The sequence below is a fragment of the Acidovorax sp. KPB24-07 genome, from assembly GCF_057543315.1.
In genome coordinates, this window is sequence record NZ_BAAJYS010000037.1 from 1 (window position 1) to 24,977 (window position 24,977).

A 24,977-nucleotide genomic window follows, 5' to 3' on the forward strand; every position below is an offset into this window, starting at 1 on the left:
GTCGCGGCACCCCGCTCCGGTAGCGGCCCAGGTCGCGCCGGTGGCCTCCATGGCGGCCCCAGTGGCTCCGGTGGCTCCGGTGGCGCCAACGCCCGTGCCAGCCCCCCGTGCTGCAGCCTGCTGCCGCTGCTCCAGCCCAAGCCGCAGCCCCTGCCCAGCCGAATGGCGCCATGCCACGGGTCCAGGCATTCACCCTGCCGGTGGACGAGCTGAACCAGGTCGCCCAGACCTCGGGCCTGCAGTGGGTCAACTCCGATGCGGAGAAGATCGCCGCCGCGCAGGCCGCCATCGCGGCCGAACCGCGCCCGGTCCATGTGCCGCGCGAACGCCCCTCGGTGGTGGCGATCGATGAAGGCCCGCTGGTGCTGGTGGAAACGCGCCGCGACCTGCGCGACCTGACGCTGCCGTTCGAGCAGCCGCCCGCCGCCTGATGCGGCGCCGCCGGCCCGCGGTGCAATGCCCCGGGCCGGTTGTCGTCTTTGCTGGAAAGCCCGCTGCAGGGCTTTCCACTTCCCCCTCCGAGGTCACCGGACCATCGCGACCCCCATGCTGTTCCTGCTGTCTCCCGCCAAATCCCTGGACTACGACACGCCCCTGCCCGAAGGCGTCGGGCACACGCTGCCGCAGTTCGTCCCCCAGTCCACCCGGCTCATCGAAGTGCTGCGGCAGAAGTCGCCGCAGGACGTTGCCGCCCTGATGGGCATCAGCGATCCGCTGGCCGCGCTGAACGTGGCGCGGTATGCGGCATGGCGTCCGAAGTTCACCGCGGCCAATGCGCGCCAGGCCGTTTTGGCCTTCAACGGCGATGTGTACGAAGGCCTGCAGGCCCGCTCGCTCACGCTGGATGAGCTGGACTGGGCCCAGCGCCATGTCGCCATCCTGAGCGGCCTGTACGGCGTGCTGCGCCCGCTGGACCGCATGCAGCCCTACCGCCTGGAAATGGGCACCCGGCTCGCCACCGAGGCGGGCGCCAACCTGTACCAGTTCTGGGGGGCGTCTATTGCGGAGCACCTCAACCGCCAGCTGGCGGCCGACGCCACGCCGGTGGTCGTCAACCTGGCGTCGCAGGAATACTTCAAGTCGGTGGACCGCAAGGTGCTGAAGGCGCGCGTCATCGAGTGCGTGTTCGAGGACTGGAAAGGCGGGGCGTACAAGATCATCAGCTTCCACGCCAAGCGGGCGCGCGGGCTCATGGCGCGCCATGCCATCCGGCACCAGGTGACCACACCGCGCCAGCTCGAGGGTTTTGACCTGGAAGGCTATGCTTTCGCCAGTGCCGCCTCCACGCCGGAGCGGCTCGTGTTCCGCCGCAAGGCCGCCTGAGGGCGGATGGCCCCGCGCCCCCCGGCCCCGACGATCGACTGGATTCCTCTTCCCGAAACGCCAACGCCACTGACGCCCACCACGCCATGCCCGCACGTTCCCGCCAGACCACCTCCTCCGCCCCGGCCGATGCCCCGTCCCAATCCGTGACGCCGGAGCTGCGCGAATGGATCATCGCGCAGGCCCAGGCCGGTTTTCAGGCGCCGGTGGTGCTCCAGTCCATGCTCGACGCGGGCTGGCGGGAGGACGTGGCCGCGCATGCCATGGAGCATGTGCTGCGCGACCACCTGGAAGCGCTGGCGCTGCAGCAGGGGCAGCCTCCCGCCTCCCGCGTGCCCGAGCCGGCCGTGGGCGAATCGCCGCTCTTCATCGACGTGGGCGACCGCCAGGTCGAGGTGCTCATGTCCATGGCCCAGCCCCGCGTGGTGCTGTTCGGCAACCTGCTCTCGCCCGAGGAGTGCGAAGCGCTGATCGCCGAAGCCGAACCGCGCATGGCGCGCTCGCTCACCGTGGCCACGCGAACGGGCGGCGAAGAGGTGAACGACGACCGCACGAGCGACGGCATGTTCTTCCAGATCGGCGAGAACGCGGTGGTGCGCCTCCTGGAAGAGCGCATCGCCAAGCTGGTGAACTGGCCGCTGGAAAACGGCGAAGGCCTGCAGGTGCTGCACTACCGCCCGGGCGCGGAATACAAGCCCCACTACGACTACTTCGACCCTGCCGAGCCCGGCACGCCGACCATCCTGCGCCGCGGCGGGCAGCGGGTGGCCACGCTGGTGATCTACCTGAACAACCCGGACAAGGGCGGCGGCACCACCTTCCCCGACGTGCACCTGGAGATCGCGCCGCGCCAGGGCAACGCGGTGTTCTTCAGCTACGAGCGCCCCCACCCGTCCACGCGCACGCTGCACGGCGGCGCGCCGGTGATCGCTGGCGAGAAGTGGATCGCCACCAAATGGCTGCGCGAACGCAAGTTCGAATGAAATCGGCTTGACGCCCTAGTTCTCATTGCCTCCATAGCTATTAAATTAATAGCAAACAGAAACACGGAGTTCCATGAACACCCCCGAACAATCGCAGTTGGGCCGCGCATCCGCCTATGCGGACCAATACGACGCCGCCCTGCTCTTTCCGATTCCCCGGGCCGGCAAGCGGGCGGAGATCGGCATTGGCGACACACCGCCCTTCTTCGGCGCCGACCTGTGGACGGCGTTCGAGCTGTCCTGGCTCAACCCGCGCGGCAAACCGCAGGTGGCGATCGCCCATGTAACGGTGCCGTGCGAGACGCCGAACATCGTCGAGAGCAAGTCGTTCAAGCTCTACCTGAACAGTTTCAACAACACGCGCTTCACGGACGCCGCCGAGGTGCAGGCCCGCATCCGCGCCGACGTGAGCGAAGCCGTCTGGCGCGGGGCGGCCCATACAGGCACGGTGGGCGTGAAGCTGCTGCAACCCGAGCTGTTCGACCGCGAGCCCGTGCAGGAACTGGACGGCCTGCTGCTCGACCGCCTGGACGTGGAATGCACGCAGTACACGCCGGCCCCCGAGCTGCTGTCGGCCAACCATGCCGAGACGCCGGTGACCGAGGCGCTCACGAGCCACCTGCTCAAAAGCAACTGCCTGGTGACCGGCCAGCCGGACTGGGGCAGCGTGCGCATCCACTACAGCGGCCCGCAGATCGACCAGGCCGGGCTGCTGCAGTACCTGGTGAGCTTTCGCAACCACAACGAATTCCACGAGCAGTGCGTGGAGCGCATCTTCATGGACGTGTGGACGCGCTGCAAGCCGATCAAGCTGTCGGTGTATGCGCGCTACACGCGCCGCGGCGGGCTGGACATCAACCCGCTGCGCACCAGCCACCCGCAAGCTCTGCCGCCCAACGTGCGCACGGCGCGCCAGTAAGAGGGCCAACAGAACCCTGGTGGCGCCGTTGCCGCTGCGCTGCGCCTCAGTTGCTGGCGCGGCGCAGCAGGCTCACGCGCTCGGCGATGGCGTCGATGTCGAGCCCGTCTTCCACGCGCGCCAGGTACGTCTCCAGGTCGGCCACGGCCAATGCCGTGTCGCCCCGCTCCGCATGGGCCAGGCCCCGGTCCCGCCACTCGCCCCAGGCGTCGGGCAGCAGCACGATGAGCCGGTCCTGCACGGCCACCAGCCGCGCCCAGTCCTTTTGCGAGCGGTGGATCTCCTTGAGGTTGCGCAGCATGCGCGCGATCACATCGCGCGGCGGCGCCGCCTGCAGGTACAGGCCCAGCGGAATGTCGTAGTCGTCCACCAGGCCGTTGCTGCGGTGCCGGTAGGGCTCCAGGCGCTCGGACAGCTCTTCCCGTGACAGCGACTGGCCCGTGGTCGGGTCCATCACCACCTGCCCCTTGGGCAGCAGCACCTTGATCATGAAGTGACCGGGAAACGAGACGCCGCGCGCATGCAGGTCCAGCCCCTGGGCCAATTCCATCCACACCAGTGCCAGCGAAATCGGAATGCCCCGCCGCGTGCGCAGCACGGCATTGAGGTAGCTGTTCTCGGGGTCGTAGTAATCGTTGACGTTGCCCGCGAAGCCCAGGTCGCCGAAGAAGAACTGGTTGAGCGAGCGCAGGCGCTGCAGCGACGACGCATCGGCGGGCAACCGCCGGCGCAGTCGGGCGAGCAACTGGTCCACGTCGCCGAGCAACTGCTGCACGTCCAGCTCGGGGTACTCGTCCTGCGCGATGGACGCCGCCGCCTCCAGCAGGGGAAACTGGTCGTCGCTGCGCACCAGCGTGGCGAAGTACTCCAGCGGAGTGGGAAGTGAATAGCTCAGGGCCATTGGAGGGTTGTAAGGGGCGTGCCGGGCCGAGTCAAGCGGGGTTCCGAAGGGAAGAAACCCGGCGCGAAGGCGGTCAGCGGCGCAGCAGTTCGCGCAGCTTGAGGCCCGCCGCCCAGAGCGCCCCGAAATACAGCACTGCCGCGCCGCCCATCAACAGGGCCAGGAGCCCGGCGCGCTGCCCCTCGTGCGCCCGCAGGGCCAGCCAGTCGAAATGGCGCGCGCCCCACATCAGCAGCACCGCCAGCAGGGCGCTGGCCGCCACCACCTGCAGCGCCAGCCGGGCCCATCCGGGCTGGGGCTGGTAGGTGCCGCGCCGCAGCAGGCCGATCAGCAGCCACAGCGCATTGATCAGCGCCCCGAGGCCTATGGACAGCGCAAGGCCCGCATGGTCGATCAGCGGCACCAGCGCGGCGTTCAGGAGCTGCGTGACCACCAGCACCACGATGGCAATGCGCACCGGCGTGCGGATGTCCTGGCTGGCGTAGTAGCCGGGCGCCAGCACCTTGATGGCCACCAGGCCCAGCAGCCCCGCGCCGTAACCGGCCAGGGCCAGGGCGATCTGGCCGACGTCGCTGTCCTGCAGCGCGCCATGGTGGAACAGCGTGGCCACCAGGGGCTCGGCAAAGGTGAGCAGGCCCACCGCGCACGGCACGGACAGCACCACGACGATGCGCAGCCCCCAGTCGAGCATGGACGAGTAGCGGGCGGCATCGCCGGCCGCCTTGGCGGCCGCCAGCTGCGGCGTCAGCACCACGCCCAGCGCCACGCCCAGCAGCGAGGTGGGAAACTCCATGAGCCGGTCGGCGTAGAACAGCCAGGTCACGCTGCCCGGCGCGAGGTACGAGGCGATCTGCGTGTTGATCATGAGCGAGATCTGCGCCACGCCCACGCCCAGCAACGCCGGGCCCATCAGGGTGAGGATGCGGCGAACGCCCGGGTCGTGCCACGCCGTGCGAATGGCCCCGGGAGTGAGCCCGATGCGCGGCAGCAGGCCCAGCCGGAACAGCGCGGGCAGTTGCACCGCCAGTTGCGTGATGCCGCCGAGCATCACGCCGCCGGCCATGGCATAGATGGGCTCGATGCCGCGCGCGGCCAGCTGCGGCGCGCCCAGCCAGGCGGCGGCGATCATGCAGACGTTGAGCAGCACCGGCGTGGCCGCCGGCACGGCAAAGCGCTTCCAGGTGTTGAGCACGCCGGCCGAGAGCGCCACCATCGACATGAAGCCGATGTAGGGGAACATCCAGCGCGTCATGACCACGGCGGCATCGAAACCGCCCGCGCTCTGGCGCAGGCCGCTGGCGAGCAGCCACACCAGCAGCGGCGCCCCCAGCACGCCCAGCACGCAGGTCAGCAGCAGCACCCAGAACAGCACCGTCGCGACGCTGGCGATGAGCCGGCGCGTGGCATCGTCGCCGTGCTGGGCCTTGTGCGCCGCGAGCACGGGCACGAAGGCCTGGCTGAAGGCCCCTTCGGCGAACAGCCGGCGAAACAGGTTGGGAATGCGGAAAGCGACGTTGAAGGCGTCGGTGAGCGCGTTGGCCCCGAACAGCGAGGCCATCAGCAGATCGCGCACCAGGCCCGTCACGCGGGAGGCCAGGGTCAGCAGGGAAACGGTGGAGGCGGCTTTGAACAGGGACACGGCCGCGAGTGTATGCGCTGCGCTCCACCCGGCCCGCGGTCCTTGGAATGCCAGCCCTTGAGTCTTCACCGAAGGGCGCCGCCTGTATCGCTTCGAAAGACCCCGGCGGCTACCCAAGTCGCTGGGCTATAATCGCGGGCTTTGCTGACATCATCCTCAGACACTTAAGGAAAATTTACCATGGCATCTGCCAAGCCCAAGAAAAAGAACCCCCGTCTCGCCTCCGGCCGCAAGCGCGTCCGCCAGGACGTCAAGCTGAACGCCGCGAACACCTCGCTGCGCTCCAAGTACCGTACCGCGGTCAAGAATGTCGAGAAGGCCGTCCTGGCCGGCGACAAGGCCAAGGCCACCGAACTGTTTGCGAAGATGCAAGCCGTCGTCGACACCATCGCCGACAAGGGCATCTTCCACAAGAACAAGGCCGCTCGCGACAAGAGCCGCCTGTCCGCCAAGGTGAAAACCCTGGCCCTGGCCGCCTGACCTTTCAGGCAAACAGCCCGGACGGCCCTGCCGTCCGCCGTTTGTAACGGGTGCGCTGTCAGCAAAACGAAAGAACCGCCTTCGGGCGGTTTTTTTGTGCCTGAAATACGGCCAACCCAATATCCATGCGGGTTTGCGGCGGGTGATCCCCTTTTTCTCGGGCCGATTTCGTGAAACTTTGATTTTTGTCAGGGTCTTTACCTAATGGGACAATTCCCGATGTCAGGGAGCGTCAATTTTTGATAAGCGAAAGCCTGCCGATTGCGCGCAGGCTTTTTCAATTGCAATCAGTCCAACCAAATCTATGAAAAAGTCGATCAAAGCGTTGTTCGGCGCCGTTGTGGTGCTGATCCTTGCGGCCGTCCTGTTCCTGTATTGGCCGCTCTTTCCCCGCTCCGTTCCTCCTGCCGAGAACGACCAGCCCGTCGACGTCGTGATGGTGGGCGCAGGCGTGATGAGCGCCACGCTCGCCACCTACCTGCAGGAGCTGCAGCCGGATTGGAAGATCGAAGTGTTCGAGCGCCTGGACGGCGTGGCGCTGGAAAGCTCCAATGGCTGGAACAACGCGGGCACGGGCCATTCGGGCTTCGCGGAACTGAACTACACGCCCGAGCTGCCCGATGGCACGATCGAGACCAAGCGCGCCGTCGGCATCGCCGAGCAGTTCGAGGTGTCGCGCCAGTTCTGGGCGCACCAGATCGGCCGCGGCAACATGCAGTCGCCCGAAACCTTCGTGAACCCCACGCCGCACATGAGCTTCGTCTGGGGTGACGAGAACATCGAATACCTGCGCAAGCGCCGCGAGGCCCTGGTCAAGAACCCCCTGTTCTACGGCATGGAGTACTCGGAAGACCAGGCGCAGATCCAGAAGTGGGCGCCCCTGATGATCGAAGGGCGCGACCCCAAACAGAAGGTGGCCGCCACCTTCATGCCCCTGGGCACCGATGTCAACTACGGCGCCGTGACCAGCCAGCTGGTCCAGGGCCTGCGCAAGAGCCCCAACTTCCAGCTGCACCTGCAAAACGAAGTGCGTGCGCTGCGCCAGAACGACGACAAGACCTGGAACGTGACCGTGGCCCACCTGGGCGACGGCGGCAAGGAGCGGACCGTCAAGGCCAAATTCGTCTTCGTGGGTGCCGGCGGCGCCGCGCTGCAGTTGCTGCAGGCCTCGGGCATTCCCGAATCGAAGGATTACGCCGGCTTCCCGGTGGGGGGCCAGTTCCTGTCCATCGAGAACCCCGCACTGACCGCCCGCCATACGGTGAAGGCGTACGGCAAGGCCGCCACGGGCTCGCCCCCGATGTCGGTGCCCCACCTGGACGCCCGCAACATGGACGGCCAGCCCGTCGTGCTGTTCGGACCGTTCGCGCTGGCCACCAGCAAGTTCCTCAAGCAGGGCTCCTGGTTCGACCTGTTCTCTTCCGTCACGCACGACAACCTGGTGGGCATGCTGCGCGTGGGCATCCACAACCTGGACCTGGTCAAGTACCTGCTGCAACAGGCCGAACTGACCGACGACGACCGCCAGCGCGCGCTGCAGGATTACTTCCCCAACGCCAAGCGCGAAGACTGGAAGCTCATCACCGCGGGCCAGCGCGTTCAGGTCATCAAGCGCGACCCCAAGGAGGGCGCGGTGCTGCAGTTCGGCACCGAGATCGTGTCCGACAAGGACGGCACCATCGCCGCCCTGATGGGCGCATCGCCCGGTGCCTCCACCGCCCCGCACATCATGCTGAACCTGATGGCCAAGGCCTTCCCCCAGCAGATGACGGACACCGGCTGGAAGGCGCGCCTGAAGGAGATCATTCCTTCCTACGGCCGCAAGCTCAACGAAGACCCGGCCCTGACCAACGAGATCCGCCGCATGACCAGCAGCGCCCTGCACCTGCCCTACCTGGACGTGCCGGCCACCCTGGGCAAGACGGCGGCGACGGCGGCCGGCGCAGCGCCCGCGCAGCCCAAGGCGCCGGAGGCCGCAGGCCCCAAGACGAACAAGGAAATGCAGGCGCTCTGACGCCTGCGCCCCGCCTGCGCGGCTCCGGCCGCGCCTGATCGCCCCGCTACTGCGACGCCGCAGTGCGGGGCTTTTTCCATGGCGGCGCAGGCCATCTGCGGTGGGTCGGCTCGGATTGGGTCGGGCGTCGAAAGCGCGGATCGCAAGGCGCTCCCCAGCCCGCCTTCCGACGCCCATGAAAAAAGACCCCGAAGGGGCCTTTGACGTTCTTTTCGGCCGCCCCTGACGCCGGGGCGCTGGGGCATGGCGCCGTCAGCCTTTGCGGGCAGTACCGGGCGCTTCGTCGGGCAGCAGACAGGCCTCGGCCACCTGCAACTGGTTGTCGCGCGCGAAGTTCATGACGAAATCCCAGGCCATGGGTTCGTGGCCCTGCAGGTCGCGGTGCACGATCACGCACTTGATGCCATTGAGCGTGGTGGGCACGCACCAGGGCGAATAGCTCAGGTGGCTGCCGGGGCGGGCGCCACCGGGACGGAATTGGCTCATGACCCCCGCCAGGCGCTCCGCCCAGTCGCTGGGGCGGAAGGTTTTCCCGTCGAGGGTGATGCCCTGGATGAAAACTTCTTTGGAGGTGGGGGAAACCATCAGGATCGGGGGTCGTTGGGGGGAAGTCGCCGCAGGATCGCCGCATGGCGCGCCACAGGCCGGCATTCTAACTCTTATATAAGAGCTAACCCATCCAAAGACCCCTGGATCGGCGCTGGCCAGCGCATGGCTGTGATGCGCAATCGTCAACAGCCATGCAAAGCCCTGCCCCTAGAATCGTGCTTCGTTTTGCCGGCCACGAGCCGGCTCAGCCCCCTCCCCCTTTCGCACTGCCCTTCTCTGGAGATTTCCGCATGACCGCTTCCGCCCCGGCCGCTTCGCCCCACGTGATGAACACCTACGGCCGCCTGCCGATCGCGCTGGAACGTGGCCAGGGCGTGCGCGTGTGGGACGTGAACGGCAAGCAATACATTGACGCGCTCGGCGGCATCGCGGTCAACACGGTGGGCCACAACCACCCCAAGCTGGTGCCCGCGCTGCAGGAGCAGATCGCCAAGCTGATCCACAGCTCCAACTACTACCACGTGCCCCTGCAGGAGCAACTGGCCGCCCAGCTGGTGGAGCGCTCGGGCATGACCAACGTCTTCTTCTGCAATTCGGGCCTCGAAGCCAACGAAGCCGCGCTGAAGCTGGCCCGCAAGTTCGGCCACGACAAGGGCATCGACAAGCCCGTGGTCGTGGTCTATGAAAAAGCCTTCCACGGCCGCTCGATCGCCACGCTGTCGGCCACCGGCAACCCCAAGGTGCAGGCCGGGTTCGGCCCGCTGGTGGAGGGCTTCATCCGCGTGCCGATGAACGACATCGACGCCATCCGGCAAGCCACCGAAGGCAACCCGAACGTGGTGGCCGTGTTCTTCGAGACCATCCAGGGCGAAGGCGGCGTGAACCCCATGCGCATCGACTACCTGCAGCAGCTGCGCCAACTGTGCGACGAGCGCGACTGGCTGATGATGATCGACGAGGTGCAGTGCGGCATGGGCCGCACCGGCAAGTGGTTCGCGCACCAGTGGGCCGGCATCGTGCCGGACGTGATGCCCCTGGCCAAGGGCCTGGGCTCGGGCGTGCCGATCGGCGCCGTCGTGGCCGGCCCCAAGGCCGCGAACATCTTCGCGCCCGGCAACCACGGCACCACCTTCGGCGGCAACCCGCTGGCCATGCGCGCCGGGGTGGAAACCATCCGCATCATGGAAGAGGACGGCCTGCTGCAGAACGCCGCCGTCGTGGGCGCGCACCTGAAGGCCGCGCTGGAGCGCGAACTGGGCGGCCTGCCCGGCGTGAAGGACATTCGCGGCCAGGGCCTGATGATCGGCGTGGAACTGACCAAGCCCTGCGGCGCGCTCATGGGCCGCGCGATGGAAGCCGGCCTGCTGCTGTCCGTGACGGCCGACACCGTGATCCGCATGGTGCCGTCGCTCATCCTCACCCAGGCCGAGGCCGACGAAATCGTGGCCCTGCTGGTTCCCCTGGTCAAGGCGCTGCTCGCCGAATGAACGTTCCGTTATGAAGCATTACCTGCAATTCAACGATCTCACCGCCGACGAGTACGCCTACCTGTTCAGCCGCGCGGCCGTCATCAAGGGCAAGTTCAAGAGCTACGAGAAGCACCACCCGCTGACCGACCGCACACTGGCCATGATTTTCGAGAAGGCCAGCACGCGCACCCGCGTGAGCTTTGAGGCCGGCATGTACCAGCTGGGCGGCAGCGTGGTGCACCTGACCACCGGCGACAGCCAGCTGGGCCGCGCCGAGCCCATCGAGGACAGCGCGAAGGTCATCAGCCGCATGGTGGACCTGGTGATGATCCGCACCTACGAGCAGACCAAGATCGAGGCCTTCGCCGCCCACTCCCGCGTGCCGGTCATCAACGGGCTGACGAACGAGTTCCATCCCTGCCAGATCCTCGCGGACATCTTCACGTACATCGAGCACCGCGGCACCATCCGGGGCAAGACCGTCGCCTGGGTGGGCGATGGCAACAACATGGCCAACACCTGGCTGCAGGCGGCCGAGCTGCTGGGCTTCACCGTGCACGTGAGCACGCCGCGCGGCTACGAGATCAATGAGAAATTGGCCCTCGGCGCAAATGGTTCTAGGGCACATAGCTATAAGTTCTATAGCAACCCGCTGGAAGCCTGCGCCGGCGCCGATCTGGTGACCACCGACGTGTGGACCAGCATGGGCTATGAGGCCGAGAACGAAGAGCGCAAGAAGGCCTTTGCCGACTGGTGCGTCGATGCCGAAATGATGGCGGCGGCCAAGCCGGACGCCCTGTTCATGCACTGCCTGCCCGCCCACCGTGGCGAGGAAGTCGAGGCCGACGTGATCGACGGCCCGCAGTCCGTGGTGTGGGACGAGGCCGAAAACCGCATGCATGCGCAGAAGGCACTCATGGAATACCTGCTGCTCGGCCGCATCACCAGCTGATCGCCGAAATCGCCACGCCCTCCTCCGCCCCAGCCGCCGCCGCATGAAGCCCAGCCAAGGTGAACTGCTGGCGCGCTGGCAGGCCCTGGGCGCCGCGCTGGAGCGTGCCGGCCCCGCATGGACCGCCGAGGGCCGGCGCCTGCTGCGCCACTGGAGCCGCTGGCCCCGCGCCTACCACGACACCCGCCACCTGCACGCCTGCCTCCTGCACCTGGAGGCCGTGCAGGCCGCCCAGCCGACGGCGCTGCAGCAGCCGCACGCGGTCGAGCTGGCCCTGTGGTTCCACGACGCGATCTACTGGCCCTGGAGCGGACACAACGAAGAACGCAGCGCGCAATGGGCGCGTCGGTTCCTACTGGCCCAGCGGTTGCCCGAGGGCCTGGTGCAGACGGTGGAGCGCCACATCATGGACACGCGCCACAACCCCGATGCGCCACTGGAGGGCGACGCGTGCTGGGTGGGGGACATCGATCTCGCCGTGCTGGGCGCCCCGCCCGAGGTGTATGGCGAATTCGAGCGCAACGTGCGGCGCGAATACCGGCTCGTGCGCTGGCCGCGCTACGTGGCGGGGCGCACCGCGGTGCTGCGGTCGTTCATGGATCGGCCACACGTCTACGCGACCCCCTGGTTCAGGGCGCAACGCGAAGCGCAGGCACGTGCCAATCTCCAGCAGGCCGTTGCGGCGCTCGGGCGGGGTGTGCTGTTCGGCGAATGATTTGTGTGACGCGAGTCCGTTTGCTTACGCTTACACATTGAGCCCAAATCTGGCGTCGCAAATCAGAATGAAGTCCTTGCAGCTCCACTACCATTCTGCCAGGAGGAAAAATGCTCAATATCGATGCTCAAGGGATGGTTAGCGGAAACTCGAAAATCAAGGCACGCAGATTCTCATCGATCGAAAGATCAGAAATGAACAAGGTCTCTGGAATCATCGTCCATCAAACAGGATCCCCAACAGAGAACTCGACGTTCAATAGTTATCGAAGCGCCAACGCAAACGGTGCGCACTTTTTGATAGGCAAAGAGGGATCCATTTATCAGACGGCTTCGATTCTTCGTCGAACAAATCACGTGGGTCCGCTGAAAGCGCGTTGCTTGGCCGAACTCCGATGCAGTCCTGCCGAGATCGCCCAATACAAAAAAGCCAGTCCAACCACTATGCACAAAGCGGAAATGACCAAAGTGGTTCCAGGACGCTACCCGTCCAACGCAGACAGCATCGGTATTGAAATCGTAGGCATGGCTTCACTGCCGCCTGGAATCAAAATGCCTGCAGGATTGAGTACAGAGCAACAGCGCGCGTTTTTAGGAAACAACGCGGTTTATGAGGCGCTGACCAACCACCAACAGGTCGCCCTTCAATACCTGATCGATGCGCTTTCCGAAACACTGCACATCTCGAAAGCCGAGGTGCATCGTCATCCTGAGGTGAGCCGGAAAAATGCTACGGAAGCTGCCACGGCGACATGGCAATGACCATCAAGCACTTCCTGGCTTCGGCCCTTTTTGCAGGCGCAGGCATCGCTTCGTTCGCCTCCCCGACGAGCGATTTCGACAGGACGCTCCAGCCCGAGAAATACCGTCTCGGCCCGATCAAGTCAGTCGTGGTGCAGGACCGCACTGCCAAGGGTTTCGGCGCGGAGGCCGACTGCGGGCACCTGGCGATCGACGAGAAAAGGGTGCGTTTCTTTTTGGCGAATGCCCGGTTCCGCAGCGAGTATCAATACAGCCAGGAACTGCAGACCGGCGATTGCAACGCACAGGCCAGGGTGATATTCCAGGATGGCCGAATCGCCAAAGTCTCCATCGACAACTGGACGGGGTGGGGCGCGATCACGGCCCGGGGAGCGACCTACTTTATGCGGTGCGAAGTCTGCACCGACATCCTGGAAAGCAGCTTTCCATTCGATGCCCGAAAGCCGGCCCGGCCCTGAGCCGGTCCGGAGATCGAACGCACCAGAGCATTCCTTCGAATGGCTTGCCAGAAAAGCGCATCGGACCGGGGCTGCCATCACCATCACGCCATGACCATTTGCCTGCCGCAACGCTTGCATCACGCAAAAATCACAGCCTTCATTTCGATGCCTGCATTGGCGATTGCCTGCAACGTTGCAACCGCAGCGCCACAGGCCACGACCACCCGCTGTGGCTGGTTCGATCAGCCGACACCCGGAAATGCAACGCTCGTGGACAAAGCGGGGGAATGGACGGTGGGAATGCAGGGCGGCCACCAAGCCGAAGGTGACTGGCCCGTGTTTCCCAAAAACAGGTGGGTGGCAACCGGATCGGGCAGCGCAGGATACGGTTGCGCGTGCCTCGAAAGCAGCACGCGCGCCGATACGAAGGAAGTGACCCGAATCGTCTCGTGGCGTTGTTGCCCCTGAAGACCTGCCGACGCGACAAGGCGCTGATGGGAAAGGAGCCGGAAAACCCTCTGCGCCAGCCATGAAACATGGGGGGCGTTCCGCCGATGCCCGCCCTACTTCGGCACCGAAGAACGGCTGCCCGGCATCTGCACGACCTGCTCCTGGCCCACCGCACCGCCGCCCGTTCCGCAGCCGCCCGAATCGCAGCTGCTGCAGCCCCCGCAACTGCTAGACTGGGCCAACGCCGGGTGCACGCGGTCCAGGCGGGCGCGCCAGCGGGCGGGCATCCACTTCCACACCATGTAGGCCACGGCGAGGGCGACGATCACGCCGACGATGATTTCCTGGGCCATGGGCTCAGCCTCCTCCCAGCGCCAGGGCCAGGCGATACGTGATGAAGCTGGCGGCGTACGCCAGCGCGAACAGGTAGCCGGTCATCAGCAGCGGATAGCGCCAGCTGTTGGTCTCGCGGCGCACGGCGGCGATGGTCGAGATGCACTGCGGCGCGAAGACGAACCACGCCAGCAGCGACAGCGCCGTGGCCAGCGACCAGCTCTGGGCGATCAGCGGGCCCAGTTGGGTGGCCACTTCCTCGCCGGTGGCCGAGAGGGCATACACGGTGCCCAGCGCCCCCACCGCCACTTCGCGCGCGGCCATGCCGGGCACCAGGGCGATGGCGATCTGCCAGTTGAAGCCGATCGGCGCCACCAGCACCTCCAGCACGCTGCCGATGCGGCCGGCGAAGCTGTACTGGATGGCAGCGCCGGTGGCGCCCTCGGGCGGCGCGGGATAGGTCGAGAGGAACCACAGCAGGATGGTGACGGCCAGGATGATGCCGCCCACGCGGCGGATGAAGATCAGCGCGCGCTCGTACAGGCCCTGCGCCAGGCTGCGCACGCTGGGCCAGCGGTAGGCGGGCAGTTCCATCAGCAGCGGCGCGTGGCCGGAGCCCCGGCGCGCGAGGCGGGCGACCGCCGCCACGGCCATGGCGCTCACGATGCCGCCGAAGTACAGCGCGAACAGCACCAGCCCCTGCAGGTTGAACACGCCGCCCACGGTCTGCTCGGGGATGAACGCGCCGATGAGCAGGGCATACACCGGCAGGCGCGCGGAGCAGGTCATGAGGGGCGCGATCATGATCGTGACCAGCCGGTCGCGCCAGTGGGTGATCGAGCGCGTGGCCATCACGCCGGGCACGGCGCAGGCAAAACTTGACAGCAGCGGAATGAACGACCGCCCCGACAGTCCCACCGTGCCCATGACGCGGTCGAGCAGGAAGGCCGCGCGCGGCAGGTAGCCGGAGTCTTCCAGTGCCAGGATGAAGAAGAACAGGATCAGGATCTGCGGCAGGAACACCAGCACCCCGCCCGCGCCCGCCAGGATGCCGTCGGTGAGCAGGCTGCGCAGCACGCCGTCGGCCATGTGCGCATTGATCCAGGCCGACAGCCCGTCCACGCCGGCCTTGATGGCGTCCATGGGCATCGCGGCCCAGCTGAACACGGCCTGGAACATGAGGAACAGCGTGACGGCCAGCAGCAGCAGGCCCCACACCGGGTGGAGCACCACGGCATCGATGCGGTCGTCGTTGCGCAGGCTGACCGCGGGCTCGCGCACGGCGGCGGCCATGATGCGGCGCACCTCCTGATGCAGCTGCAGCACCTGGGCGCGCAGGTCCACGCCCACCGCCCGGTTCACGGACGCCGTGCCCGCCAGCGCCTGCGGCGCCTGGGTGTCGAGCCACTGCAGCAACTCCTGCGCGCCGTCGCTGCGCACGCCCACGGTGGACAGCACCGGCATGCCGAGTTCACGTGAGAGCGCTTCGCGGTCGATCTCGATGCGCTGGCGCGCCGCCATGTCGCTCATGTTGAGCACCAGCACCATCGGCAGCCCCAGCGCGCGGGCCTCCAGCACCAGGCGCAGGTTCAGGCGCAGGTGGGTGGCATCGGTCACGCAGACCAGCAGGTCGGGCACGGCCTCGCCGGGCCGCTCGCCGGTGACGATGTCGCGCGTGACGGCTTCGTCGGCGCTGTGGGCGTTCAGGCTGTAGGCACCGGGCAGGTCCAGCACGCGCACGCGGCGGCCGCTGGCGGTGTGCAGCAGGCCTTCCTTGCGCTCGACGGTCACGCCAGCGTAGTTGGCCACCTTCTGGCGGGCGCCGGTGAGCAGGTTGAACAGGGCGGTCTTGCCGCAGTTGGGATTGCCCAGCAGCGCGATGCGCAGGGGCGACGTGGCGGCCCCGCTCATGCGGGCGCTCCGGCCTGCACATGCACCAGCGCGGCCTCGTGGCGGCGCAGTGCGAAGGTGGCATGACCCACGCGCACGGCCAGGGGATCGCCGCCGGGGAAGCCGCTGGCCACCACGCGCACGGGCTCGCCGGGCAGAAAGCCGATTTCCATGAGGCGCTGGATCACCGCGCGTTCCTGTTCGTTGCGGGCCGGCTGCAGCGCCGTCACATGGGCGTGCACCTGCCGCGGGAGGCGGTCCAGGCCCGTGGCGGCGGGCAAGGCGGTGCCTGGGGCCAGTGCAGGGCCCGAAGATTCTTCAGTCATCTTCATCGGATTGTTATGAATGAGTTTAGTTCTCATTTTAGGCCGCATCCTTTCGGCCGGCTTGAGGCGCATCAGCCCCGGATGCGATGCGCTGCCGGGCCAGCCCATGCGCCCGAGCCCGCACAATGCCGGTTTTGCGCCGATATGCCCCCCCTGCCATGACCCATCCCTGCCTGAGCTGCGGCGCGTGCTGCGCCAGTTTCCGTGTCGATTTCTCGGTGCATGAATCGCAGGAGACGGGTGGCAGCGTGCCGCAGGGCCTGGTGGTGGAGGTGACCGACCAGTTGCGCCGCATGCGTGGCACCGACCACGCGTCGCCGCGCTGCGCCGCCCTCACCGGCACCGTCGGCGTGCGCGCCGCCTGTGGCATCTACGAATGGCGGCCCTCGCCCTGCCGCGAATTCGAGGCGGGCAGCGATGCCTGCCGCCGTGCACGCCAGCGCCATGGCTTGGCGGCGCTGCCGGACAGCGCGATCTACTGATTGGGGATGGATCGCACCAGCCGCGGCGCAGGCCGCTGGTGCTACGCCGGCACGGGCAGGCCGCCGACCTGGCCCTTGAACTCCTGCAGCGAAAAATACGAGTGCATGTGCCGCACGCCCGGCAGGCGGTGCAGGCGGCGCTGCAGCAGCTCGGAATAGGCGTCCAGGTCTTTCGCGACCACGACGAGCATGAAGTCCTCCGGGCCCGAGATGCCGTGGAACATCACCACCTCGGGGATCGCGCAGACCGCCTCTTCGAAGGCCTGGGACGAGATCTCGGTCTGGTGGTCGATGCCCACCATCACGAACGCCATCACCCCGAAACCCAGCGCACGCCGGTTGAGGCCCGCGTGGTAGCCGCTGATGACGCCGTCGTCCTCCAGCCGCTTCACCCGGCGCCAGCAAGGCGACTGGGACAGGTGCGCCATCTGCGCCAGTTCGCCCGAGGTGAGCCGGGCATTGCCCTGCAGGGCTTCGAGCAATTGCTTGTCGGTGCGATCGAGGGAGGCGGCCTGCATGATTTGTTCTGTTTTCGGATTTAAAAGAATGGATTATTCAATTTTTACCGATGCAAAGGATAACCCCTTTGGAAAACACCCCCGATGCGCATAGCATGCGCGCCATGAACACGAATTCACCCCGGCTGTGGGACATTTCGGCGCCGGTGCATGCCGCCACGCCAGTCTTCCCCGGCGACACGGCCTACACGCAGCAGTGGTGCGCCACCATCGGGCCCGGCTGCCCGGTGAACGTGAGCGCCATCACGCTGTCGCCCCATGTCGGCTCGCATGCCGATGCCCCGCTGCACTACGACCCGGACGGTGCTTCCATCGGCGAGGTGCCGCTGGACGCCTTCATCGGCCCCTGCCGCGTGATCCATGCCATCGGCGCGGGGCCGCTCATCGAATGGGCGCACCTGGCCCACGCCATGCAGGGCCTTCCGCCGCGGGTGCTGGTGCGCACCTATGAGCGCATGCCGGTCGATCGCTGGGACGGGGCCCTGGCCGCCTACGCGCCTGGCACCATCGAGCGGCTGGCCGATCTGGGCGTGGTGCTGGTGGGCATCGACACCGCCAGCATCGACCCGGCCAACAGCAAGACGCTGGACAGCCACCAGGTGATCCGCCGCCGCGGCCTGCGGGTGCTGGAGAACCTGGTGCTCGACGAGGTGCCGGAGGGCGACTACGAACTCATCGCCCTGCCCTTGAAGCTGACCACGGCCGACGCCTCGCCGGTCAGGGCCATATTGCGCCCATGCTGTTGATTTCATTGCCCTGATTGCTATCATTTTTGATTAACCCGAGCTTTTCATGACGACCTTGCAAGACTGCCGCGCACTCGATGCGCAGGACCCCCTGGCCCCGCTGCGCGCGCACTTCGACCTTCCCCCGGGCGTCATCTACCTGGACGGCAATTCGCTCGGCGTGCTGCCCCAAGCCACGGCGGCCCGTGTGGCCGACGTGGTGACGCGCGAGTGGGGCACGGACCTGATCCGTTCGTGGAACACGGCCAGCTGGTTCGACCTGCCCCAGCGCCTGGGCAACCAGCTCGCGCCGTTCATCGGTGCCGGTGCCGATGAGGTGGTGTGCACCGACAGCACGTCCATCAACCTCTACAAGGTGCTGAGCGCGGCACTCAACATCGCCCGTGAAGAGAGCCCGGGCCGCCGGCGCGTGGTGAGCGAGCGCAGCAACTTCCCCACCGACCTCTACATCGCCGAGGGGCTGTGCAAGGAGCGCGGCCTGGAACTGGTGCTGGTGGAGCCCGAGGAGATCACCGCCTCGCTCACCGGCGAGGTGGCGGTGCTGATGCTCACCCACGTGAACTACCGCACCGGCGCCATGCACGACATGGCGGCCCTGACGGCGGCGGCGCATGCGGCCGGCATCCTCACGGTATGGGACCTGGCGCACAGCGCCGGCGCGGTGCCGGTCGACCTGCAGGGCGCCGATGCCGACTTTTCCATCGGCTGCGGCTACAAGTACCTGAACGGCGGCCCCGGTGCGCCGGCCTTCGTGTGGGTGCACCCGCGCCATGCCGACCGTTTCTGGCAGCCCCTGTCCGGCTGGTGGGGCCATGCGGCGCCGTTCCAGTTCACGCCCGGCTACCAGCCCGCGCCCGGCATCACGCGCTACCTGTGCGGCACGCAGCCCATCATCAGCCTGTCGGCCCTGCAATGCGGCCTGGACGTGTTCGATGCCGCGCAGCCGCTGGGCGGCATGGCCGCGCTGCGCGCCAAATCGCTGGCGCTGACGGACCTGTTCATCCAGCTGGTGCAAGCGCGTTGCGGCGACCATGGCCTGGGCCTGGCGACCCCGCGCGAACACGCCCGGCGCGGCTCGCAGGTGTGCCTCACGCGGGACGAAGGCCAGGGCCTCCACGGCCAGGGCAGCGGGGCCTACGCGATCGTGCAGGCGCTCATCGCGCGCGGGGTGATCGGCGACTTCCGCAAGGGCGACGGCGGCCAGGGCCCGCACAAGGACATCCTGCGCTTCGGCTTCACGCCGCTGTACATCGGCTTCGAAGACGTGTGGAATGCGGTCGAGCATCTTCGCCAGGTGCTCGACGGCGCCGAGTGGCAGCGCGCCGAGTTCAACCAGATCAACGCGGTGACCTGAGCCATGTGCCCCCATTCCCAATCCCCCGCGCCCGCCGGCAGCGAAGCGACCACCGGCAAGCCCGAATCCATCGTGCACGAAGAGCGGGCCCAGCTCGACTTCAGCCAGAGCATGAGCTACGGCGACTATTTGTCGCTCGATGCCATCCTCACCGCGCAGAACCCCCGCTCGCCGGCGCACGACGAGATGCTCTTCATCGTGCAGCACCAGACCAGCGAGCTGTGGATGAAGCTCATGCTGCACGAGCTGCGCGCGGCCATCGCGCTGGTGGCGCAGGACGAGCTGCAGCCGGCCTTCAAGATGCTGGCGCGCGTGTCCAAGATCATGGAGCAGCTGGTGCACGCCTGGGACGTGCTGGCCACCATGACGCCGCCCGAGTACAGCGCCATGCGGCCCTACCTGGGCAGCTCCAGCGGGTTTCAGAGCTACCAGTACCGCAGCATCGAATTCGCGCTGGGCAACAAGAACCGCGCCATGCTCCGCCCGCACGAGCACCGCGCCGACCTGCTGGCCCAGGTGCAGGCCGCCTACGAGGCGCCCTCGCTCTACGACGAGGCCCTGCGCCTGCTGGCGCGCCGCGGCATTCCGGTGCCGGACAGCCACACGGCCCGCGACTGGACCCAGCCCTACGAGGAAAGCGATGCCGTGGAGCAGGCCTGGCTGGTGGTGTACCGCAACCCGCGGCAGCATTGGGACCTGTACCAGCTGGGCGAAGAACTGACCGACCTGGAAGACGCCTTCCGGCTCTGGCGCTTTCGCCACGTGACCACGGTGGAGCGCGTAATCGGCTTCAAGCGCGGCACCGGCGGCACGGGCGGCGTGAGCTACCTGCGCAAGATGCTGGACGTGGTGCTGTTTCCCGAGATCTGGAAGCTGCGCACCGACCTTTGAAACCAAGCGCTGGCGGGCCCCGAAGGGCCGCCCCCGCGGCTCACACCGGCGCCACGACCCCGGTGCCCGCGAAGTGCCCGCTGGCGTTGGCCAGGAACTGGTTCACGCTGGCCTGCACGGCCTCGGGCGACCAGCCTGCCACGTGCGGCGTGAGCAGCACGTTGTCCAGCCCGATCAGCGCCTCGGGCGGGTGCGGCTCGCTTTCGTAGACATCGAGCCCCGCGCCGGCGATGCCGCCCACGCGCAGGGCCGAGGCCAGCGCCTCGGTGTCCACCACGCTGCCACGGGCGATGTTCACCAGGTAGCCCAGCGGGCCCAGCGCCTGCAGCACCTCGGCATTGACGGCATGGTGCGTGGCCGCGCCGCCCGGCGTGGCGCAAACCAGCACGTCGCACCATTTCGCCAGTTCCAGCAGGCTGCCGAAGTACTCGTAGCCCACGCCGTCGCGCGGCTTGCGGTTGTGGTAACCCACGGCCATGTCGAACCCCGAGGCGCGGCGCGCGATCTTCTGGCCGATGGTGCCCAGGCCGAAGATGCCCAGGCGCTTGCCCGACACGTTGGGCGGCAGGCCGATGGCGTCGCGCCACACGCCTTCGCGGCACAGGCGGTCGAGCGGTCGCAGGCCGCGCACCGCGCCGATCAGCAGGCCGAAGGCGTGGTCGGCCACGCAGTCGTCGTTGGTTCCGGCGCCCGAGGCCACCACGATGCCGCGGGCGCGGGCCGCGGCCAGGTCCACGTTCTCATAACCGGCACCCAGCACGCAGACGAGCTCCAGCGCCGGCATGGCCTCGATCTCCTGGGCGCTCAGGCCCAGCGAGCCGATGGTGAGCACCGCCCGGAACCGCCCGCCCTGGGTCACGATGGCCGCGGTGCGGTCCGCCGCCGTGGGGGCGTAGTGCAGGTCGTAAAGGGCCGCGATCTGGGCTTGGCTCTGCGGGGACAGGTGGTTGAGAACAAGCAGGGGAATGCGAGGACTGGACACGACAGGATGCTTCCATATTGATAGCTGAACGGGCAGGCGGATCAAGCGCTGCCGCCCCATTTTGCGCCAATCGACCGGGGCGCGCCACCGGGTCCCGTCAACACGGGGGCACGCAGCCGATCATTCCCTCACGGTGACGGTGCTGTAGCCCGCGCTTGACGTGATCTCCGATTCCGAGAACGGCAGGCGCAGCCACTGCTTGGCGCCGTAGGCCCGGGTGTAGTCGCCGTTGCGGCTGGAGGCCGGATCGTCCGACAGGGAATAGGTGAGGAACGTGTGCGCCTCCACCCCGCCGGCCGGAAAACCCACCACCTGCATGTAGCTGTTGCCGTGCGGCTGCCCGTCCATGCTGTAGCCGCCCTGCTCGATCGGGTTTTCCGAGCAGTTGATGGTGAAGTAGCCCGGATCGCCGCAGCCGCCGTACAGCGCGATCTTGCTGCCGCCGCGCGTGGCGAACAGCACGTCGCCGCGCGGCGCATCCAGCGCGAAGCCGCTGCGCTGCACGCTCAGCACGGCAGCGCCGAAGGCCTGCCGCAGCGCATCGGCGGCGCTGGCGCGCAGCTCGCGCGGCGTGTTCAGCGGGTCGGCGGCGCTGAACGGCACGGCATAGAGCTGCGCGGCCGGCACCTTCACGCGGTTCCAGAACTCGTCCCACACATGCGAGCCCCGCGCCGTGGCGTTGCCGGTGTTGTTCCAGGCGCGCAGCGTGGCGCAGGCAGCGGCCACGTCCACCGTCCGGCCCTCGGCCGCGACCGTGATCTGGGGCGCCACGCAGACCAGGGAGAGGGCCTGCTCCTTGAAGCGCTCGGCGCTGAACACCCGGCTGTCGAGCACCATCTGCCGCACGATGGCGCTGGTGGCCTGCTGGCCGGCATAGGCGTCGGTGCCGGCCAGGCGCTCCAGCGCCATGGTGTGGCCCATGCGCGTGCGCAGGCTCTGCGCCTGCGTCCCGGCGGGCCCGAAGATCGCTGGAAAGCCCGTGAGCGGCGCTCTGGCGTTGGCCAGCCAATAGCTGTCGTTCATGTTGCCCACATAGTCGTCGCGCAGCAGGCTGGGCATGCGCGAAGCGCCCACGGTGCCCTTTTGCGCCGAATCGCTGTCGGTCTGCCAGTCGCAGGCGCTGCGCGAGCCGTCGAAGAACGGCACGTTGGGCAGGGCCGCCGCCATCGCCTTGCCGAAGCCGGTGGTGCAGGTGGCCACCTGCTCGGTCGACACGTTGGGCACGGCGCCGATGTCGGCATACCAGGCGCGCGGGTTGCCGCGCCCCACGGCCACGGTGTTGACCCAGGGAATGGCCGATTCCTGCTTCTGGATGGCGATGAACTCGTCCAGCGAGGCCGCCTGGTTCCAGCGCATCCAGTTGCGGAAAGTGCGGAAGTTCTCGCCGTTGACGTCGCGCATGGCGAAGGCCGTGGTCTGGCTCCAGGCCAGTGCCGGGTTGAGGCCGCCCAGGTTCACCACGGGCCCGTACTCGGTCTTGTAGAGGGTGCGCGTGACATCGGTGAGCGCGCCGGAGGCGCCGCGCACCTGCACGGTGATGGGGGTGGCCGCCATCTTCACCGCCTTGCCATCGCGCACGTAGGTCGTGCGGTCGCCATCGGCCAGCTGCAGCTGGAAGAAGCCGAAACGCCGCGCGGTGGAGACGGTGTGGCTCCAGGCCACGTTGTCGTTGAAGCCGATCAGCACCACCGGCACGCCCAGGAACGACGCGCCGCTCACGTTCAGCTCGCCGGGAATGGTCAGGTGGGCCTGGTAGAACCGATCCGGTCCCTTCCAGTACCAGTGCGGGTTGCCGAAGAGCAGGCCGCTCGACTCGCCGGTGGCGGCGGTGCCGAAGCCGTACATGTTGCTGCCGATGCCCGCGGTTCCGCCCACCTGCAGCCGGGGCGGCTGCGTGCGTGCGGGATCGAACTGCGCCACCTTCTGGGGGGATGGCGACGCGGGCATGGCGATCCCGGCCGTCGTGCTGGCGGCCGCACTGGGCAGCGTGGCATTCGCCAGCGGCGCCACGAAGTTGCTGTAGCCCCCGGCCAGATTGGCCGCGTACATCCGCCGCCAGATGTCCCGCGCGGTGACGGGCTGCACCCATGCCGCCGTGCGGCAGGCCGCATGGGCGGTGCCGCCGGACTGGGCCTCGCGCAGGTAGCGGTTGTAGCCGGCGGCAAAGCCGGCCACCATCTTGCGCAGGTTGTCGGGCTGGGCCGCCACCATGGCGTCCACCACGTCGCTGGAGATCACGTGGCGGTGGAAGAAATCGGAGTCGAGATTGCGCGGACGGTCGATGGTGCTTTCGTACACCAGCAGCGCATCGCCCCCGAAGTAGCGCGAGCGCTCGCCCCGGTAGGTCACGAACGAATCGGCCATCGTGCACAGGTTGTCCTGCGCCTGCGCATAGCCGTATCCGAAGCCCGCATTGCCCCAGCTGGAGGCCTTGATATGCGGCACGCCCATGGCCGTGCGCCGGATCTCCGCGCTGTAGCGGCCGTTGTCGCCGCCTTCGCCGCCGCCCCCGCCGCAGGCAGCCAGCGCCGACAGCGCCAACACGGAAAGCGGCAGGCTGCCGCGCCAAAATCTCTCTCTCATGGCCTTGTCTCCTTGGGATGAGCCGCCTTTTTGGATGCGGCGAACGGGCCCCAAGGATAAGCGCAGTGCGTACAGTGCTGTACGCATCCCCTGCCGGCGACAGGGGCGTCAATAGTCCTGCTCGACGCTTTGCTGAAAGCACACCTTCAGCCGGTGCTCCCAGTCGTGCTTGTCGGCCTCGGGCACGAAGCTCGCCTCGAAGCTGTTGAAGGCCAGCTGGTAGGCGTGGCGCGCCGTGAGCTGCGGATCGGCCGCGAACAGCTGCGTGAAGTTGTCGTTGATGTAGCCGCCGAAGTACGCGGGGTCGTCCGAGTTCACCGTGGCCGCCAGCCCGGCATCGAGCAACTGGCGCAGGTTGTGGTCGGCCAGGTCTGGGAACACGCACAGCTTCTGGTTGGACAGCGGGCACACCGTGAGCGCGATGCGCTCCTGCGCCAGCCGCTGCATCAGCGCCGGGTCGTGCACGGCCTGCACGCCGTGGTCGATGCGCTCGGCCTTCAGCACGTCGAGCGCGCTCCAGATGTACGCCGGCGGTCCCTCCTCGCCTGCATGCGCCACGCGCCGCAGACCCAGTTCGGCGCAGCGCGCGAACACGCGCGCGAACTTCTCCGGCGGGTGCCCGACTTCGCTGCTGTCCAGCCCCACGCCGATGAAATGCGCGCGCAGCGGCAGCGCCGCCTCCAGCGTGGCCAGGGCATCTTCCTCGCTCAGGTGGCGCAGAAAGCACAGGATGAGCGCGGACGAAATGCCCAGCGCCTGGCGCGCATCGGTGCAGGCCCGGTGCAGGCCGTGGATCACGGTCTCCATCGGCACGCCGCGCGCCGTGTGCGTCTGCGGATCGAAGAAGATTTCGGCATGCACCACGTTGTCGGCCGCGGCGCGCTGCAGGTAGGCCCAGGCCATGTCGTAGAAGTCCTGCTCGTGCAGCAGCACGCTGGCGCCAGCGTAGTAGATGTCGAGAAAGCTCTGCAGGTCGGTGAACGCATAGGCATCGCGCAGGGCCTGCACGCTCGCGTACGGGAGCGCCACGCCGTTGCGCTGCGCCAGGGCGAAGATCAGCTCGGGTTCGAGCGAGCCTTCGATGTGGATGTGCAGCTCGGCCTTGGGCATGCTGCGCAGCAGCGCGGGCAGGCGCTGGGCGGGAATGGGGGGGACCTTGAACATCGGCGGACTCCAAAAAGGGATGCCGCGCGCCCGATCGGGGCGGCGGCAGGGCAATGATGCCTTGTCCGCGGCCCGCCGCCATCGGCGCCTGCCCCGGGCCAGGCAGGCCGCGC

General features: G+C 67.7%; 26 protein-coding genes. 16 read left to right on the top strand and 10 right to left on the bottom strand.

Annotation, left to right across the window (positions count from 1 at the left end):
• The first annotated feature begins 170 nt into the window (after positions 1-170).
• The 4 genes from AC27IQ_RS07090 to queF all read left to right on the top strand — a co-directional run bounded on the left by AC27IQ_RS07090 (position 171) and on the right by queF (position 3,225).
• Entirely contained in the window at positions 171-431 is a 261-nt protein-coding gene (locus AC27IQ_RS07090; protein WP_487089031.1) for a hypothetical protein, read from the top strand.
• A 115-nt stretch (positions 432-546) separates the two neighbouring features.
• Positions 547-1,323, top strand: coding sequence for a peroxide stress protein YaaA (gene yaaA / locus AC27IQ_RS07095; protein WP_487089032.1), 777 nt, complete (start codon positions 547-549; stop codon positions 1,321-1,323).
• An 86-nt stretch (positions 1,324-1,409) separates the two neighbouring features.
• Positions 1,410-2,306, top strand: a complete 897-nt coding sequence (locus AC27IQ_RS07100; protein ID WP_487089033.1) for a 2OG-Fe(II) oxygenase — start codon at positions 1,410-1,412, stop codon at positions 2,304-2,306.
• A gap of 73 nt (positions 2,307-2,379) precedes the next feature.
• A complete protein-coding gene (queF, locus tag AC27IQ_RS07105) occupies positions 2,380-3,225 on the top strand; it encodes an NADPH-dependent 7-cyano-7-deazaguanine reductase QueF (protein ID WP_487089034.1) in 846 nt (281 codons plus the stop codon).
• A 46-nt stretch (positions 3,226-3,271) separates the two neighbouring features.
• On the opposite strand, the gene AC27IQ_RS07110 is transcribed toward queF, so the two are convergent.
• Together AC27IQ_RS07110 and murJ are read right to left on the bottom strand one after the other, a co-directional pair.
• Positions 3,272-4,126 (bottom strand): SirB1 family protein, encoded by an 855-nt coding sequence (locus AC27IQ_RS07110; RefSeq protein WP_284430035.1) that lies wholly within the window; start codon positions 4,124-4,126, stop codon positions 3,272-3,274.
• Between the two features lie 73 nt (positions 4,127-4,199).
• The gene (gene murJ / locus AC27IQ_RS07115) at positions 4,200-5,765 is read right to left on the bottom strand and encodes a murein biosynthesis integral membrane protein MurJ (RefSeq protein WP_284430034.1); all 1,566 of its coding nucleotides are present in this window, start codon (positions 5,763-5,765) and stop codon (positions 4,200-4,202) included.
• 180 nt (positions 5,766-5,945) lie between these two features.
• Between murJ and rpsT the strand changes: the two genes are divergently transcribed.
• On the top strand, positions 5,946-6,245 hold the full coding sequence (rpsT, locus tag AC27IQ_RS07120) for a 30S ribosomal protein S20 (RefSeq protein WP_487089035.1): 300 nt from the start codon (positions 5,946-5,948) through the stop codon (positions 6,243-6,245).
• 304 nt (positions 6,246-6,549) lie between these two features.
• The gene (mqo, locus tag AC27IQ_RS07125) at positions 6,550-8,259 is read left to right on the top strand and encodes a malate dehydrogenase (quinone) (RefSeq protein ID WP_284430033.1); all 1,710 of its coding nucleotides are present in this window, start codon (positions 6,550-6,552) and stop codon (positions 8,257-8,259) included.
• 252 nt (positions 8,260-8,511) lie between these two features.
• Here the strand turns inward: mqo and AC27IQ_RS07130 are convergent, their stop codons facing one another.
• Complete coding sequence (locus AC27IQ_RS07130) at positions 8,512-8,844, bottom strand: DUF3579 domain-containing protein (RefSeq protein ID WP_284430032.1); 333 nt, start codon at positions 8,842-8,844, stop codon at positions 8,512-8,514.
• Positions 8,845-9,098: 254 nt separating this feature from the next.
• On the opposite strand from AC27IQ_RS07130, the gene AC27IQ_RS07135 reads away from it, so the two are divergent.
• The 6 genes from AC27IQ_RS07135 to AC27IQ_RS07160 all read left to right on the top strand — a co-directional run bounded on the left by AC27IQ_RS07135 (position 9,099) and on the right by AC27IQ_RS07160 (position 13,613).
• Entirely contained in the window at positions 9,099-10,295 is a 1,197-nt protein-coding gene (locus tag AC27IQ_RS07135; protein WP_487089036.1) for an acetylornithine/succinylornithine family transaminase, read from the top strand.
• Positions 10,296-10,305: 10 nt separating this feature from the next.
• Entirely contained in the window at positions 10,306-11,229 is a 924-nt protein-coding gene (gene argF, locus AC27IQ_RS07140; RefSeq protein WP_487089037.1) for an ornithine carbamoyltransferase, read from the top strand.
• A gap of 43 nt (positions 11,230-11,272) precedes the next feature.
• A complete protein-coding gene (locus AC27IQ_RS07145) occupies positions 11,273-11,944 on the top strand; it encodes an HD domain-containing protein (protein ID WP_317359141.1) in 672 nt (223 codons plus the stop codon).
• 110 nt (positions 11,945-12,054) lie between these two features.
• Positions 12,055-12,705 (top strand): peptidoglycan recognition protein family protein, encoded by a 651-nt coding sequence (locus tag AC27IQ_RS07150; RefSeq protein ID WP_284424313.1) that lies wholly within the window; start codon positions 12,055-12,057, stop codon positions 12,703-12,705.
• Positions 12,702-13,163, top strand: coding sequence for a hypothetical protein (locus AC27IQ_RS07155; protein WP_487089038.1), 462 nt, complete (start codon positions 12,702-12,704; stop codon positions 13,161-13,163). Before AC27IQ_RS07150 ends, AC27IQ_RS07155 begins: the two co-directional genes overlap by 4 nt.
• Before the next feature lie 90 nt (positions 13,164-13,253).
• Positions 13,254-13,613, top strand: coding sequence for a DUF4087 domain-containing protein (locus tag AC27IQ_RS07160; RefSeq protein WP_487089039.1), 360 nt, complete (start codon positions 13,254-13,256; stop codon positions 13,611-13,613).
• Between the two features lie 95 nt (positions 13,614-13,708).
• Here the strand turns inward: AC27IQ_RS07160 and AC27IQ_RS07165 are convergent, their stop codons facing one another.
• The 3 genes from AC27IQ_RS07165 to AC27IQ_RS07175 are packed head-to-tail and all read right to left on the bottom strand — an operon-like array spanning position 13,709 to position 16,144.
• Complete coding sequence (locus AC27IQ_RS07165; RefSeq protein WP_284407067.1) at positions 13,709-13,948, bottom strand: hypothetical protein; 240 nt, start codon at positions 13,946-13,948, stop codon at positions 13,709-13,711.
• A gap of 4 nt (positions 13,949-13,952) precedes the next feature.
• A complete protein-coding gene (gene feoB / locus AC27IQ_RS07170) occupies positions 13,953-15,839 on the bottom strand; it encodes a ferrous iron transporter B (protein WP_487089040.1) in 1,887 nt (628 codons plus the stop codon).
• Positions 15,836-16,144: a FeoA family protein gene (locus AC27IQ_RS07175; protein WP_487089041.1), complete on the bottom strand. Its 309-nt coding sequence runs from the start codon at positions 16,142-16,144 to the stop codon at positions 15,836-15,838. The genes feoB and AC27IQ_RS07175 overlap by 4 nt, the downstream gene beginning before the upstream one ends.
• A 158-nt stretch (positions 16,145-16,302) precedes the next feature.
• On the opposite strand from AC27IQ_RS07175, the gene AC27IQ_RS07180 reads away from it, so the two are divergent.
• The gene (locus AC27IQ_RS07180) at positions 16,303-16,626 is read left to right on the top strand and encodes a YkgJ family cysteine cluster protein (RefSeq protein WP_272551504.1); all 324 of its coding nucleotides are present in this window, start codon (positions 16,303-16,305) and stop codon (positions 16,624-16,626) included.
• Positions 16,627-16,667: 41 nt separating this feature from the next.
• Here AC27IQ_RS07180 and AC27IQ_RS07185 read toward each other — a convergent pair whose 3' ends face one another.
• Positions 16,668-17,144 (bottom strand): Lrp/AsnC family transcriptional regulator, encoded by a 477-nt coding sequence (locus AC27IQ_RS07185; protein ID WP_272551503.1) that lies wholly within the window; start codon positions 17,142-17,144, stop codon positions 16,668-16,670.
• Positions 17,145-17,248: 104 nt separating this feature from the next.
• On the opposite strand from AC27IQ_RS07185, the gene kynB reads away from it, so the two are divergent.
• From kynB to kynA, 3 genes are read left to right on the top strand one after another with little or no spacing between them, the layout of a single operon-like run.
• Positions 17,249-17,890 (top strand): arylformamidase, encoded by a 642-nt coding sequence (gene kynB, locus AC27IQ_RS07190; protein ID WP_487089042.1) that lies wholly within the window; start codon positions 17,249-17,251, stop codon positions 17,888-17,890.
• Positions 17,891-17,936: 46 nt separating this feature from the next.
• Entirely contained in the window at positions 17,937-19,244 is a 1,308-nt protein-coding gene (gene kynU, locus AC27IQ_RS07195; protein ID WP_487089043.1) for a kynureninase, read from the top strand.
• Positions 19,245-19,247: 3 nt separating this feature from the next.
• Complete coding sequence (gene kynA / locus AC27IQ_RS07200; RefSeq protein WP_284407073.1) at positions 19,248-20,135, top strand: tryptophan 2,3-dioxygenase; 888 nt, start codon at positions 19,248-19,250, stop codon at positions 20,133-20,135.
• A gap of 40 nt (positions 20,136-20,175) precedes the next feature.
• On the opposite strand, the gene AC27IQ_RS07205 is transcribed toward kynA, so the two are convergent.
• The 3 genes from AC27IQ_RS07205 to AC27IQ_RS07215 all read right to left on the bottom strand — a co-directional run bounded on the left by AC27IQ_RS07205 (position 20,176) and on the right by AC27IQ_RS07215 (position 24,864).
• A complete protein-coding gene (locus AC27IQ_RS07205) occupies positions 20,176-21,177 on the bottom strand; it encodes a 2-hydroxyacid dehydrogenase (protein WP_487089044.1) in 1,002 nt (333 codons plus the stop codon).
• Between the two features lie 60 nt (positions 21,178-21,237).
• Positions 21,238-23,700 (bottom strand): penicillin acylase family protein, encoded by a 2,463-nt coding sequence (locus AC27IQ_RS07210; RefSeq protein ID WP_487089045.1) that lies wholly within the window; start codon positions 23,698-23,700, stop codon positions 21,238-21,240.
• A gap of 108 nt (positions 23,701-23,808) precedes the next feature.
• Positions 23,809-24,864, bottom strand: coding sequence for an adenosine deaminase (locus AC27IQ_RS07215; protein WP_272551495.1), 1,056 nt, complete (start codon positions 24,862-24,864; stop codon positions 23,809-23,811).
• Positions 24,865-24,977 lie beyond the last annotated feature (113 nt).

Excerpts from the sequence above, each read along its gene's own strand:
- AC27IQ_RS07090 (WP_487089031.1), top strand. The coding sequence starts at position 171 with ATGCCACGGGTCCAGGCATTCACCCTGCCGGTGGACGAGCTGAACCAG.
- rpsT (WP_487089035.1), top strand. The coding sequence starts at position 5,946 with ATGGCATCTGCCAAGCCCAAGAAAAAGAACCCCCGTCTCGCCTCCGGC.
- AC27IQ_RS07180 (WP_272551504.1), top strand. The coding sequence starts at position 16,303 with ATGACCCATCCCTGCCTGAGCTGCGGCGCGTGCTGCGCCAGTTTCCGT.
- AC27IQ_RS07110 (WP_284430035.1), bottom strand. The coding sequence starts at position 4,126 with ATGGCCCTGAGCTATTCACTTCCCACTCCGCTGGAGTACTTCGCCACG.
- AC27IQ_RS07160 (WP_487089039.1), top strand. The coding sequence starts at position 13,254 with ATGACCATTTGCCTGCCGCAACGCTTGCATCACGCAAAAATCACAGCC.
- AC27IQ_RS07185 (WP_272551503.1), bottom strand. The coding sequence starts at position 17,144 with ATGCAGGCCGCCTCCCTCGATCGCACCGACAAGCAATTGCTCGAAGCC.
- argF (WP_487089037.1), top strand. The coding sequence starts at position 10,306 with ATGAAGCATTACCTGCAATTCAACGATCTCACCGCCGACGAGTACGCC.
- queF (WP_487089034.1), top strand. The coding sequence starts at position 2,380 with ATGAACACCCCCGAACAATCGCAGTTGGGCCGCGCATCCGCCTATGCG.
- yaaA (WP_487089032.1), top strand. The coding sequence starts at position 547 with ATGCTGTTCCTGCTGTCTCCCGCCAAATCCCTGGACTACGACACGCCC.
- AC27IQ_RS07155 (WP_487089038.1), top strand. The coding sequence starts at position 12,702 with ATGACCATCAAGCACTTCCTGGCTTCGGCCCTTTTTGCAGGCGCAGGC.
- kynA (WP_284407073.1), top strand. The coding sequence starts at position 19,248 with ATGTGCCCCCATTCCCAATCCCCCGCGCCCGCCGGCAGCGAAGCGACC.
- AC27IQ_RS07150 (WP_284424313.1), top strand. The coding sequence starts at position 12,055 with ATGCTCAATATCGATGCTCAAGGGATGGTTAGCGGAAACTCGAAAATC.
- AC27IQ_RS07215 (WP_272551495.1), bottom strand. The coding sequence starts at position 24,864 with ATGTTCAAGGTCCCCCCCATTCCCGCCCAGCGCCTGCCCGCGCTGCTG.
- AC27IQ_RS07145 (WP_317359141.1), top strand. The coding sequence starts at position 11,273 with ATGAAGCCCAGCCAAGGTGAACTGCTGGCGCGCTGGCAGGCCCTGGGC.
- AC27IQ_RS07135 (WP_487089036.1), top strand. The coding sequence starts at position 9,099 with ATGACCGCTTCCGCCCCGGCCGCTTCGCCCCACGTGATGAACACCTAC.
- AC27IQ_RS07205 (WP_487089044.1), bottom strand. The coding sequence starts at position 21,177 with ATGGGGCGGCAGCGCTTGATCCGCCTGCCCGTTCAGCTATCAATATGG.
- AC27IQ_RS07100 (WP_487089033.1), top strand. The coding sequence starts at position 1,410 with ATGCCCGCACGTTCCCGCCAGACCACCTCCTCCGCCCCGGCCGATGCC.
- AC27IQ_RS07130 (WP_284430032.1), bottom strand. The coding sequence starts at position 8,844 with ATGGTTTCCCCCACCTCCAAAGAAGTTTTCATCCAGGGCATCACCCTC.
- AC27IQ_RS07165 (WP_284407067.1), bottom strand. The coding sequence starts at position 13,948 with ATGGCCCAGGAAATCATCGTCGGCGTGATCGTCGCCCTCGCCGTGGCC.
- kynU (WP_487089043.1), top strand. The coding sequence starts at position 17,937 with ATGACGACCTTGCAAGACTGCCGCGCACTCGATGCGCAGGACCCCCTG.
- AC27IQ_RS07175 (WP_487089041.1), bottom strand. The coding sequence starts at position 16,144 with ATGACTGAAGAATCTTCGGGCCCTGCACTGGCCCCAGGCACCGCCTTG.
- feoB (WP_487089040.1), bottom strand. The coding sequence starts at position 15,839 with ATGAGCGGGGCCGCCACGTCGCCCCTGCGCATCGCGCTGCTGGGCAAT.
- AC27IQ_RS07210 (WP_487089045.1), bottom strand. The coding sequence starts at position 23,700 with ATGAGAGAGAGATTTTGGCGCGGCAGCCTGCCGCTTTCCGTGTTGGCG.
- mqo (WP_284430033.1), top strand. The coding sequence starts at position 6,550 with ATGAAAAAGTCGATCAAAGCGTTGTTCGGCGCCGTTGTGGTGCTGATC.
- kynB (WP_487089042.1), top strand. The coding sequence starts at position 17,249 with ATGAACACGAATTCACCCCGGCTGTGGGACATTTCGGCGCCGGTGCAT.